Source organism: Ahrensia marina (genome assembly GCF_001293565.1).
In the GTDB taxonomy this organism is placed as follows: Bacteria; Pseudomonadota; Alphaproteobacteria; order Rhizobiales; family Rhizobiaceae; genus Ahrensia; species Ahrensia marina.
This window is the reverse complement of record NZ_JXMU01000025.1, coordinates 26,430-38,633: the sequence shown is the minus strand read 5'-3', so window position 1 is coordinate 38,633 and position 12,204 is coordinate 26,430. Positions and strand designations below refer to the sequence as shown.

At 50.5% G+C, this 12,204-nt stretch carries 9 protein-coding genes; 8 read left to right on the top strand and 1 reads right to left on the bottom strand.

The window, feature by feature from the left end; genetic code table 11:
• Positions 1-160: 160 nt before the first annotated feature.
• The 7 genes from SU32_RS14485 to hemH all read left to right on the top strand — a co-directional run bounded on the left by SU32_RS14485 (position 161) and on the right by hemH (position 9,492).
• A complete protein-coding gene (locus SU32_RS14485; RefSeq protein ID WP_054000111.1) occupies positions 161-1,984 on the top strand; it encodes a M3 family oligoendopeptidase in 1,824 nt (607 codons plus the stop codon).
• Between the two features lie 14 nt (positions 1,985-1,998).
• A complete protein-coding gene (locus SU32_RS14480; RefSeq protein ID WP_054000092.1) occupies positions 1,999-2,880 on the top strand; it encodes a heme-dependent oxidative N-demethylase family protein in 882 nt (293 codons plus the stop codon).
• An 80-nt stretch (positions 2,881-2,960) separates the two neighbouring features.
• Positions 2,961-4,052, top strand: coding sequence for a carboxynorspermidine decarboxylase (gene nspC, locus SU32_RS14475; RefSeq protein WP_054000091.1), 1,092 nt, complete (start codon positions 2,961-2,963; stop codon positions 4,050-4,052).
• A 35-nt stretch (positions 4,053-4,087) separates the two neighbouring features.
• The gene (locus tag SU32_RS14470; protein WP_054000090.1) at positions 4,088-5,326 is read left to right on the top strand and encodes a saccharopine dehydrogenase family protein; all 1,239 of its coding nucleotides are present in this window, start codon (positions 4,088-4,090) and stop codon (positions 5,324-5,326) included.
• A 192-nt stretch (positions 5,327-5,518) separates the two neighbouring features.
• Complete coding sequence (locus SU32_RS14465) at positions 5,519-5,887, top strand: Omp10 family outer membrane lipoprotein (RefSeq protein ID WP_144421157.1); 369 nt, start codon at positions 5,519-5,521, stop codon at positions 5,885-5,887.
• A 200-nt stretch (positions 5,888-6,087) separates the two neighbouring features.
• Complete coding sequence (locus SU32_RS14460) at positions 6,088-8,295, top strand: 5'-nucleotidase C-terminal domain-containing protein (protein WP_054000088.1); 2,208 nt, start codon at positions 6,088-6,090, stop codon at positions 8,293-8,295.
• 138 nt (positions 8,296-8,433) lie between these two features.
• A complete protein-coding gene (gene hemH, locus SU32_RS14455; protein ID WP_054000087.1) occupies positions 8,434-9,492 on the top strand; it encodes a ferrochelatase in 1,059 nt (352 codons plus the stop codon).
• Between the two features lie 15 nt (positions 9,493-9,507).
• On the opposite strand, the gene SU32_RS14450 is transcribed toward hemH, so the two are convergent.
• The gene (locus SU32_RS14450) at positions 9,508-10,488 is read right to left on the bottom strand and encodes a KpsF/GutQ family sugar-phosphate isomerase (RefSeq protein ID WP_054000086.1); all 981 of its coding nucleotides are present in this window, start codon (positions 10,486-10,488) and stop codon (positions 9,508-9,510) included.
• Between the two features lie 183 nt (positions 10,489-10,671).
• Here SU32_RS14450 and SU32_RS14445 point away from each other — a divergent pair, with 183 nt between their 5' ends.
• Positions 10,672-12,129, top strand: coding sequence for an outer membrane beta-barrel protein (locus SU32_RS14445; RefSeq protein WP_054000085.1), 1,458 nt, complete (start codon positions 10,672-10,674; stop codon positions 12,127-12,129).
• Positions 12,130-12,204 lie beyond the last annotated feature (75 nt).

Genomic DNA, 12,204 nt, shown 5'->3' with positions numbered 1-12,204 from the left:
CTTAAGCTTGGATTCGACGCTGAATTTGAAGTTCACCATCAAATTGGCACAAACGGCTAAAGACAGCCCTAATTTAAACGGTAAAATTGCAGGTACTTCTCTGCTCGGGTCCGCTGGACAGGAAAATATGTCGCTCATGGCACAAGATGTGATTGAAAATATGAAATCTCAACAATGGGCAGCTTCCGCTGAGGGCGGTGCGCACACGCTTGATGAAGCCAGCCTGCCGCTCTGGCGGCTGGAGGATCTTTATCCGTCGCTGGATTCCAAAGAGCTGGCAGCCGATTTTGAAAAGGTCAAAACTGATAGTGCGGAATTTGAAGAAGCCTGGAAAGGCAAGCTGGCTGTGGCTGCCGCCAACGGAAAGTTGGGACAAGCGGTCAAACGGTTCGAAGAAATTCAAGAGATTGTCGGACGTATCGGCTCTTATGCCGGTTTGCTTTACGCCAGTGACACGTCCGATCCTGCACGGGCAAAGTTTTACGGCGATGCCCAGCAGAAACTGACAGATGCCGGTTCGCATCTTTTGTTCTTTGGTCTTGAGCTCAACCTGCTTGAAGACGAGCAATTGCAAAAAGCAATATCAAGCGACGAGCTTGCAGCACATTACAAACCTTGGCTTGAGGATTTGCGCAAGGACAAGCCCTTTCAGTTGGAAGACCGTATTGAGCAACTTTTCCATGAAAAGTCCCTTACCAGCCGCGGCGCTTTTAACCGTCTGTTTGATGAAACCTCCAACGCAATGCGGTTTAATGTCGATGGCAAGGAACTGACGTCGGAGCGCGTGTTTAATCTGCTTCAGGAGCCGGATGTCGACATTCGTAGAAAAGCATTCGAGGCGATTGCAAAGAAGTTTGGCAATGACATCCGCGTCTTTACGCTGATTACCAACACGCTCGCCAAGGATAAGGAAATTTCTGACCGTTGGCGCGGGTTCGAGGATGTGGCTGACAGCCGCCATCTGGACAATCGTGTTGAGCGCGAAGTCGTCGATGCGCTGGTAGAGGCTGTACGCGAAAGCTTTCCGCGTATTTCACACCGCTATTACGCGATGAAAGCCAAATGGCTGGGCATGGATAAACTGAATGCCTGGGACCGCAATGCGCCATTGCCGGAAACGCCCAATGCCGTTGTTGCCTGGGATGATGCGAAAGATACGGTGCTTGCAGCCTATAGCGGATTTTTGCCTGAAATGGCGGATATTGCACAATTGTTTTTCGATAAGAACTGGATTGATGCGCCGGTGCGCGAAGGCAAAGCGCCGGGCGCATTTTCCCATCCCTGTGTCCCGTCCGTTCACCCTTATGTGCTGCTCAACTATCTGGGCAAGCCACGTGATGTGATGGTGATGGCGCATGAGCTTGGTCATGGCGTGCATCAGGTTCTTGCGGGTGAGCAGGGGGCGTTGATGGCGTCCACACCGCTAACGCTGGCCGAGACCGCTTCCGTGTTTGGTGAAATGCTGACCTTCCGCTTTATGCTTGAAAAGGTTGAGGACAAGCGTGAACGCAAGGCAATGCTGGCGCAAAAAGCCGAAGACATGATCAACACGGTCGTGCGGCAGATCGCGTTTTACATGTTTGAGCGCAAAGTGCATGAAGCCCGCCGTGAGGGTGAAATCACATCAGAACAGCTTGGCCAGTTCTGGATGGAAGTGCAGGCGGAAAGCTTGGGCCCGGCGGTGGAGCTTAATGAAGGGTATGAGAACTTCTGGGCCTATATTCCGCACTTCATCCATTCACCGTTCTATGTTTATGCCTATGCATTTGGTGATTGTCTGGTGAACTCGCTCTATGCCGTTTATCAAAATGCCGAGAGCGGATTTCAGGATAAATATATGGATATGCTGCGTGCCGGTGGCACCAAGCATCATTCTGAATTGCTGGCACCATTTGGCCTTGATGCTTCTGATCCTGAGTTCTGGAAAAAAGGCCTCAGCGTCATTGAAGAGATTATCGATGAGCTTGAAGCGATGGAAGACTAGGTCCGGCACTGATAATGCGTGATCGTTCCCCGCAATTGGCCGCGTTGCCAAAGGCATTTGAAATTGGCGTCGCACCAAAGGAGCGCGATGCTCATTGGTTGCGCCCGTTTGAAGGAATGGGCGCATATCTGGCTGAAAAATCGACATTGCTAAATGCCGAATTTGATCTGGTGTTTGCCGATATTGGCGGCACAGAAGCTGCTCAAGAACAGGTTTTCGAGCTTGTCAGTGAACATCTTTTGACGACATTTCCCGATACCTACCAGAAAGCAGGAAATAATATCCGTGTATTGGCTGATGGCGGGCAATGCGGCGTTCAGATTGATGCGACAGAACCATCGCTTCTTACGGCCTCCAAGCTGGTTGCCGATGACCTTGTGATCATGAGCAAGACTGCCGATGGCTGGCAATTGTCCTGCGGATGCGTCTGTTTCCCGTCTGCTTGGAATATGCGCGACAAGATCGGGAAAATCATGGCCGAGGTCCACGCGCCTGTTCCCGGATTTACTGAAGGAACACGCAAGGCGAAAATCATCGAGCGCATGTTTGACGGGTTGCAGATTGGCGCAACGGTCGACCGGCATAACTGGTCGCTCCATTCGGTTGATGATCTGCATTTACCGGTGCCGGAAGACGGCGACTTTGCGGATATGGAAGATTTGGCGCGCCTGTTTTTACGCGGCGAGATGCAAACATTGACCAAGCTGCCCGGGGGCACAGATATTCTGTTCACCATCGGTGTTTTTGTTGATCCGCTGGCGGCTTTGCAGCGCAACCCGCATCTTGTTGGCGACCTTAATATGCAACTTATGGCGCTTAACGAAGCGCAACTTGATTATAAGGGGTTGCGCGGCGTGCGCGATCGCCTACATGGACATCTTAATTCAATGGGCTGACCCAAAAGCTCATTTGTCATAAGATTGTGTCATTGGTCGCCTTTATGCTGATCAAAGTCAGGGCTTGAGCGGGAATTTGAATGCAAACACCTTATTACTTGATTGACCGGTCCAAGCTTGCTGCCAACATGGCCAAGATGGATTATTTGCGTGAGGCATCGGGTGCAAAGTGCCTGCTTGCGCTTAAATGTTTTGCCACATGGCCGGTTTTCGGCACGATGCGCGGCCACATGGATGGCACGACCTCAAGCAGCCTTTACGAATTGAAACTCGGACGCGAGAAATTCGGCAAGGAAACCCATGCCTATTCCGTAGCCTGGGCCGATCATGAAATTGATGAGGCGATTACATATGCCGATAAAATCATCTTCAATTCGGCCGGTCAGCTTGAGCGTTTCGATGAAAAAACTGCGGACATCAAGCGCGGCTTGCGTTTGAACCCGGGCTTTTCGACATCCGGCTTTGATCTGGCGGACCCGTCACGCCGCTTCAGCCGTTTGGGCGAGTGGGACGTTAACACGCTCAATCATTATGCCGACCGCATTAGCGGCGTTATGATCCACTATAATTGCGAGAATGATGATTTCGAGAAATTTTCCCAGCAGTTAGAGCGCATTGAGGGCGAGTTCGGCTCGTTTCTTGCCAAGCTGGAATGGGTAAGCCTTGGCGGCGGAATTCATTTTACCGGCGAAGGCTACCCGCTCGACAAGCTGGCGGCACGCCTGAAAGAATTTTCCGAACGGTTTGATGTGCAGGTCTATCTTGAGCCGGGTGAAGCGGCCATCACCGGAACGGCTAGTCTGGAAGTGACGGTTCTTGACCTTTTGGAGAACGAGAAAAAACTGGCTATCGTTGATAGTTCGGTTGAAGCCCATATGCTTGATTTGCTGATTTACCGTGAAAGCGCCACGTTAGAGAGCGAAGGTGATCATGAATATATGATCTGCGGCAAGTCGTGTCTGGCTGGCGATGTTTTTGGCGAGCGCTCGTTCAAAGAGCCGCTTAAAATTGGCGACCGGCTGTCGATCGGTGACGCCGCCGGTTACACGCTGGTTAAAAAGAACTGGTTTAACGGCGTTAAAATGCCGTCCATCGTTATCAGGGAACTGGATGGTTCTTTGACCCTGTGCCGTGAATTTGGCTACGATGAATTTGAAAGCAGCCACGGCTAAGGCCGTTTGTAATCCTCAAAAGGAGAATTTGAGCGTTGAAAAAGAACTGTTTGATTATCGGTGCGGGCGGTGTTGCCCAAGTTGTCGCGCATAAATGTGCGCAGAACAATGATGTGCTTGGAGATTTGCATATTGCCAGCCGCACGGTTTCCAAATGCGATGAAATCATTGCCTCTGTTCACGAAAAATCAGCGATGAAAGTTGATGGCGTTTTTAAAGCGCATGCGCTGGATGCAACCGATACGGCCGCTGTCGCCGCGCTGATCAGGGAAACCGGCTGCGAGATCGTTATCAATGTTGGTTCGCCATTCGTGAATATGAGTGTTCTTGAGGCGTGTATCGAAACCGGTGCGGCTTACATGGATACTGCTATCCATGAGGAGCAGGACAAAATCTGCGAAACGCCGCCGTGGTACGGCAATTATGAATGGAAGCGCCGCGATGCCTGTAAATACGCCAATGTAACGGCAATTTTGGGCGTTGGTTTTGATCCGGGCGTTGTTAACGCCTATGCGCGTCTGGCGGCTGACGAATATCTTGATAGTGTGGAAAGCATTGATATCGTTGATATTAACGCCGGCTCACATGGCAAATGGTTCTCGACCAATTTTGATCCTGAAATCAACTTCCGCGAATTTACCGGGACTGTTTACAGCTGGCAAAATGGCGCATGGCAGTCGAACAAGATGTTCGAGGTCGGGCATGAGTACGACCTGCCGGTTGTCGGCAAACAGAAGGCCTATATGACCGGCCATGATGAAGTTCATTCTTTGTCAAACCGCTATCCGGAAGCCGATGTGCGTTTCTGGATGGGGTTCGGCGATCACTATATCAATGTTTTCACGGTGCTGAAAAATCTTGGTCTTCTATCGGAGCAGCCTGTGAAAACCGCTGAAGGGCAGGAAGTTATTCCGCTCAAAGTCGTGAAAGCCGTTCTGCCTGACCCGTCGAGCCTCGCGCCTGATTATACCGGAAAGACCTGTATCGGCGATTTTGTGAAAGGCACAAAAGACGGCAAGCCAGCGGAAGTTTTCATTTATAATATTTCCGATCACAAGGATGCTTACAACGAAGTTGGCAGCCAAGGCATTTCCTACACCGCCGGTGTGCCACCCGTCGCTGCTGCGATGTTAATCGCGAACGGTACATGGGATGTCGGTGAAATGGCCAATGTTGAGGATCTTGATCCTAAGCCGTTTTTGGGTCTTCTCAATGAAATTGGCCTGCCAACACGCATCAAAGATGCCGATGGAGACCGCGCTCTGACGTTCTAAATGTTTGACTGTTTGATCAGTGTTAAGGCCCTGATTTCACAGCATTCATAATTGTGCCCCATAGACGCCCTAGAGAGGCGTTTATGGTTCATGAGGCGTTAACCATAGGCTTTTGTTTGATAAATTTCGCTGTTGATTTAGTTAAAATTGATTTAATAGAATAGTCTCATAGAGTTTTAGAAGGTAGAAAAGATGCGGATATTGAAATCTACTGCGGCGATTGCGGTTGCCGGCATTGTGTTGAGTGGCTGTGTCGTGGCAGGGCCTTCTGCGCCGCCACCGCGTCCTGCAGGTCCAACATTTGCCGAAGGTAACTGGAATCAGGGCACATTGGCTTCTTATGTTTTCGGCAATGGCAGTTTTGTCGGAACAGCCGCTGATACCGGCAATAAGGTTGCGGATGGCAATTACCGCTACATCAGCAATAATACGATCCAGATTTCGTCCTATTCCAGCGTTCAGCAAAAAACGATTGTCGCAAATTGCTTGTTGGTTGCCGGTGGAACAACAATGAACTGCACAAATGACTCAGGTCTGAACTTCTCGCTCACACGCGCATAAGCCTGATCAGAGCTATATTTTATTATAACAGTTTTATTTCATTATCCCGGATACTGACAGTATCCGGGATTTTGTTTGTTCGGGCGGCGTTTCTTCGTTGACGAACGACCTGATTCATTGCCACATTGAATTACGGTATTTTGATATCGCGGTGCCAGAACATAACATCGCGATATGGATAAGACTTAAGGGAGACTATCATGAAAAAGATTGCTGCATTGGCTGCGATGAGTGTTTCGGCGTTAGCGTTGAGCACAAGCTTCGCTGCTGCTGACTATGAACTCAATATTTTGCATATTAACGATTTGCACTCACGTATTGAGTCCATCAATAAATATGATTCAACTTGCGGTGCTGAAGATGAAGCCGAAGGCAAGTGTTTCGGCGGTGTTGCGCGTGTGCAAACCAAAATTGACGAGCGGCGCGATGCTTTGACCGGCGAGGACAAAAATGTCCTTTTGCTAGATGCAGGCGATCAGTTCCAAGGTTCTTTGTTCTACATTACCTATAAGGGCGATGCGGCTGCCGAATTTATGAACGGCATGGGCTTTGATGCCATGGCCGTTGGCAACCATGAGTTTGATGATGGTCCTGAAGGCCTTAAAAAGTTTCTCGGCAATGTCGACTTCCCTGTGATCTCAGGCAACACAATTGCCGGCGCAAGCACCGGCATTGAAGGTGGTCTAACCCCTTATATTGTCAAAGAAGTAGGCGGCGAAAAAGTCGGTATCCTATCTGTTCTGGCCACTGATACCGACGAAACATCTTCGCCGGGCAAAGACGTGCTGTTTCTTGACGAAGTGGGCTATTTGAAGGGCGCTGTTGCCGAACTGGAAGAGCAGGGCGTCAATAAAATTATCCTTCTTTCCCATGTTGGTCTGCCGCGCGATAAGGAAATTGCCGCTGCTGTTGACGGCATTGACGTGATCGTTGGCGGTCACAGCCATACGCTGCTCTCCAACACGGATGAAAATGCGGTGGATACTTACCCCGTGAACGTTAAAAACCCGTCTGGTAAAGACGTACCAATCGTTCAGGCTTATGCCTATTCAAAATATTTGGGTGAGCTGAAGGTTGTCTTTGACGATGAGGGCAATGTTACGTCTGCCAGCGGCGATCCTCATCTTCTGGATGCATCGGTTGAGCCGAATGCTGATGTTCTTGCGCGTGTGAAAGAGCTTGGCGGTCCAATTGAGGAACTGAAAGCGCAGGTTATCGGCGAAACCACCGAGATGATCGAAGGCAGCCGCGATGTGTGCCGCGCCGGTGAGTGTGCGATGGGTACTCTAGTTGCCGATGCAATGCTCGACCGGACAAAAGATCAAGGTGTTGTGTTTGCCATCACAAACGGCGGCGGCTTGCGTTCGTCAATTGATGCCGGTGAAGTAACGATGGGCGAGGCGCTTTCAGTGCTACCGTTCCAGAACACACTTGCGACATTCGAGACCACAGGCGCAGATATTCTGGAAGCGCTTGAAAATGGTGTCGGTCAGATCGAGGAAGGCGCAGGACGTTTTCCGCAGGTTGCAGGTATGAAATTCACCTTCGACAAGGATGCTGAACCGGGCAGCCGTATCTCTGACGTAATGGTTGCGGATAGAGAAGGTAATTTCTCACCGCTTGACCCTGATGCGACATATCTGGCTGCAACCAACAATTATGTGCGTAATGGCGGTGACGGCTACAGCATGTTTGTCGATGCGGCCAAAGCCTATGACTTTGGTCCGGGCCTTGAACAGGTTCTTGCTGACTATCTTGCGGAAAACAATCCATATACGCCTTACACCGATGGTCGTATTTCAGCGGCTGCCTCTATGGAAAAAGCTGAAATGGAAAAGCCCGAAGACGAAGCTGCTGCCGAGCCGGAAATGAAGGCTGAAGCAGAAACCGAAGCTGAAGTTATGGTTCCGGAAACTAAATTGGGCGCCGGTGATCTGGCATCATCCGGTCCGGCTATCGAAACCGAAGCTGCAAGCGAAGCAGAAGCGCCAGCGGCTGAAGCCGAAGCGACAGCCGAGGCAGAAGTGATGGTTCCTGAAACAAAACTAGGTGCCGGCGATCTGGCCTCAAGCGGTCCTCAAATTGAAGCGGCCGCGCCTGAAGCGGAAATGGCTGAAGGCGAAGCCATGGAAAAAGAAGCACCTGAGGCCGAAATGGCCGAGGGCGAAACCATGGAAAAAGAAGCGTCTGCCGAAGCTGAAATGGCTGAAGAAGACATGAAGAAAGAGGAAATGGCTGAAGAGACTATGGAAATGAAAACCCATACGATCGTTGCCGGTGATACCCTCTGGGATTTGGCCGCAGAGTTTTACGGTAACGGTCAAATGTTCACCAAGCTTCAAGAAGCAAATCCTGAGCTTAATGCCGGTGATTTGAAAATTGGTGCGACAATAAACGTACCGAAATAAGCTTTTCTTGTTTCTGTTTTTACCCCGTCAGGTTTTGCCTGGCGGGGTTTCATTTTTTACAGGAACCATTTTGACGCATTGAAACATTGGCTCTGAAGTCTATTTTACCGCTCAGTGTTAAAGCGATAATAAAATGAAATGCCCCAAATGATTGAGCCTGAACAAGCCAAAGCGGTAGGTCCGCTGCCTGCGGATCACCCCACTGTCAAAATCCACAAGGTGGGAGTGCTGCTCGTCAATCTGGGTACGCCGGACGGTACGGATTTTAAATCCATGCGCCGTTATTTGCAGGAATTTTTGACCGACAAGCGCGTGATTGAGTGGCCAAAGGCGCTTTGGTATCCAATCCTGTACGGTATTGTTCTTAATACACGGCCGGGAAAGGTCGGTAAGGCTTACGCTGAAATCTGGAACAATGAGCTGGATGAAAGCTATTTGCGCACTTACACCCGCTCGCAGTCTGACAAATTGGGCGAAGCATTAAAATCGCATGAAAACGTGATCGTTGATTGGGCGATGCGCTATGGCAAACCGTCAATTGACGAGAAGATTACGGCGCTTCGCGATCAGGGTTGTGACCGGATCGTCGCTTTCCCGCTTTACCCTCACTATGCGGCGGCAACAACGGCAACGGTGAATGATAAAGTGTTTGAATCGTTGATGAAAACGCGCTTCATGCCGGCTCTTCGCACTGTGCCGTCCTATCATGATGAGCCGGTTTTTATCGAGGCGATTGCGCAGTCGATTGAGAACCATTTGGCAGGTCTGGATTGGGAGCCGGAGCGTGTGATTGCATCTTATCACGGTATCCCGCTTAGTTATTTTAAAAAGGGCGACCCGTATCATTGCCAATGCCTGAAAACGTCGCGCCTTCTGGAAGAACGTCTTGGCTGGGAAAAAGGCAAGCTAATGACCACTTTCCAGTCCCGTTTCGGACCGGAAGAATGGCTTCAACCCTATTTCGATGAGACGATTGCAGCGCTGCCAAAACAGGGCATTACCAAAGTCGCGACCATCAATCCGGGATTTGTTTCAGACTGCCTTGAAACACTGGAAGAAATAGCAGGAGAGGGCGCGGAGATTTTTGAAGAAAACGGTGGTCATCACTACACACATATTCCATGCCTGAACGACAGCGAAGGCGGGATGAGGGTTATCGAAACGATGGTCCGCCGCGAGTTGCAAGGCTGGATATAAGTCGCTTGGATCTAATCAGGCAGCGCCGATACGCAGTAAATCGTGCAGGTGAACGATACCAACCGGTTTCTTGTCAGTCACAACCATCAAGGTTGTAATTTTGGATTCATTGACAATGGTCAGAGCCGTTGCAGCCAGATGATCCGGTGTGATCGTTTTGGGATTGGTGGTCATCACATCGTCCACGCACATGGATAGCAAATCGCCATCAATATGACGGCGCAAATCACCATCGGTAATAATCCCCGCCAGTGTGCCGTCTTTTGCAAGCACGCCGGCACAGCCAAAGCTTTTCTGGCTGATTGTGATGATGGCTTCGCGCATATGGGTGCCTGCTTCTACCAGCGGTAATTCATCGCCGGTGTGCATGATTTCCCCAACCCGTTTCAGATTGGCACCAAGCTGGCCGCCGGGGTGAAACTTTTCAAAGTCTGTCGCTGTAAAGCCGCGCTCTTCAAGCAGGGCCACCGCAAGCGCATCGCCGAGTGCCATTTGCATGATGGTCGATGTCGTTGGTGCCAGACCGTGCGGGCAGGCCTCTTCACTTTTCGGCAAGGCCAGAACGATATCGGCCTCTTTGGCCAGCGTTGAATTGACGCCGGATGTGACAGCAATCAATGGAATTTCGAAGCGTCTCGAATAATGCAGAATACCGCTTAGCTCACGCGATTCACCTGACCATGACAAGGCGATAATGGCATCGTCACGTGCAATCATGCCCAAGTCGCCATGATTGGCTTCGGCAGGGTGAACGAAATAGGCAGGCGTGCCGGTTGAGGCGAGTGTGGCGGCAATTTTCGAGCCGATGTGACCGCTTTTGCCTACACCTGAAATGATAACACGGCCGGTTATGCCTTTGAGCAGTCCGGTCGCCTTGGAAAATGGTTCGCCCAGACCATTCTCAAGCGCATCGGTAACAGCATCCAGCCCAGCTTTTTCGATATTCAGTGTTCGCAGTGCTGAAGCGATGCCCATGTGCTCGGACGAATTTGCCATATTTTTCTTTCCCGTTTTCTGAGGGCTACGTTACCGGTAAGAATTTGTCCATGCGGTAAGTCGCGGCACGCGAGAATCTACAAAATTTCCACTGAAACTGATGCCGATTGGCACCTTTATCAACAGTTCATTAACCGCTCTTGTTTACTTCTAATTAAGCTAAACAGGGTCCGGCGCGTCATTATGTGCGAGAAATACAGTCAAATTGCCGATTACGGAATGCGTAGGCCATATGCCTTGCGCGTCTTGTTGGCCTGTATGCTTTGCTCCACGGTGATCCTGCCCGCAAGCGCGCAGGAAGCTGACGACGATATTCTGATTATCGAGAATCAGGATGAGATCGAAGCAATTATTGATGAAAATGCAGATGCGGATGACTTGCTTGCTGAACCTGTTGATACAACGCAGCGTATCGGGCCGGTAGGCGGCGTTGACCAAGGCACCGTCATTGATGAAGGCGATCCTTATGCCGCGCAGGGAATAAGGCTCGGAAACTTTACATTTCGTCCCTCTGTCGAGATCGGCTATTCAGCAACAAGAACAACAACCAAATTCAATAGCGGCAGCGGCATCGGAGAATCAACGAGCGACCAGAGCGCGCTTCAAAGCTCGCTGCGCTTGCTGGTCAATTCCGACTGGAGCCGCCACGCTTTACAATTGGATTTGGGTGGATCAATTCCGACACAGCTTACCGGTGAAGAAGATGATCCGGTTTATGATGCCGATGCCAGCTTGCGCCTTGATATAACAAATTCGACGACTTTAACGCTTGGCGGCCGCCTCAATGTATCGAGCGATGATCCGCAATCGGCGGATTATTTTGATGCAATCGATCCTGTGCTGTTTCCTGGTGTGCGCGGTGTCAATGACCCAACGACCAGATCATATGGCGGGTCAGCGGCCCTCGCGCATGATTTTGGCGGTGTTACAGCCGCGCTTACCGCTGCCATCCAGCGTTTGGAATATAGCGCCGCACGCTTGAGCGATGGCCGCACGATCTCTCAATCCGACCTGAATTCGACCAATTATGACATTACACTGCGTGGCGGCTATGCGTTGTCGGGCGTATTGTCGCCGTTTGTTGAGTTTAATTACGGACAGCGGGTTATGGATGAAGCCGTTGATAGCGCCGGTGTTGACCGCAATGCGACACGTTATGGCCTACGTCTTGGCACCGAAATTGATATGGGCGAGAAATTGAGCGGTGAGATTGCTGTCGGTTATGGCTGGCAAGATCTTGCCGATGCGCGGTTTGATGATGTTCATGGCGCGACAATTGATGCGGAATTCACATGGTCTCCGTTGCGCGGTACCGATGTGACATGGGCAACAAGCACATCGTTCCAAAACAGCGGCAATGAAAATGTGGCCGGCTCAATTCTTTATGCAACCGAGCTTGGCCTTCAGCACCGCATTTTATCGAATTTGACGGCAACGGCCACACTCGGCGCAGAGTATGAAGCTTTTACCGGTGCCGAACTGGATGAAAAGACGCTTAGCGGTGAGCTGGGCTTGGTGTATAATCTGAATCGCTTTGTCGCTCTTACGGGCCGTGTGCGTCACGAAAAGACATTCACTTCAGATGCTGCGTCGCATGAAAACACGACCAGCGGTTTTGTCGGGTTGAGATTGCAGCGATAATTCGTTGCCGAATTTTGTCCACTTATGTGCGTAAAAACGAGTTGAGATATATGTTTGATATATCCGGGAGCAAGA

Excerpts from the sequence above, each read along its gene's own strand:
- SU32_RS14460 (WP_054000088.1), top strand. The coding sequence starts at position 6,088 with ATGAAAAAGATTGCTGCATTGGCTGCGATGAGTGTTTCGGCGTTAGCG.
- hemH (WP_054000087.1), top strand. The coding sequence starts at position 8,434 with ATGCCCCAAATGATTGAGCCTGAACAAGCCAAAGCGGTAGGTCCGCTG.
- SU32_RS14465 (WP_144421157.1), top strand. The coding sequence starts at position 5,519 with ATGCGGATATTGAAATCTACTGCGGCGATTGCGGTTGCCGGCATTGTG.
- nspC (WP_054000091.1), top strand. The coding sequence starts at position 2,961 with ATGCAAACACCTTATTACTTGATTGACCGGTCCAAGCTTGCTGCCAAC.
- SU32_RS14450 (WP_054000086.1), bottom strand. The coding sequence starts at position 10,488 with ATGGCAAATTCGTCCGAGCACATGGGCATCGCTTCAGCACTGCGAACA.
- SU32_RS14485 (WP_054000111.1), top strand. The coding sequence starts at position 161 with ATGAAATCTCAACAATGGGCAGCTTCCGCTGAGGGCGGTGCGCACACG.
- SU32_RS14445 (WP_054000085.1), top strand. The coding sequence starts at position 10,672 with ATGTGCGAGAAATACAGTCAAATTGCCGATTACGGAATGCGTAGGCCA.
- SU32_RS14480 (WP_054000092.1), top strand. The coding sequence starts at position 1,999 with ATGCGTGATCGTTCCCCGCAATTGGCCGCGTTGCCAAAGGCATTTGAA.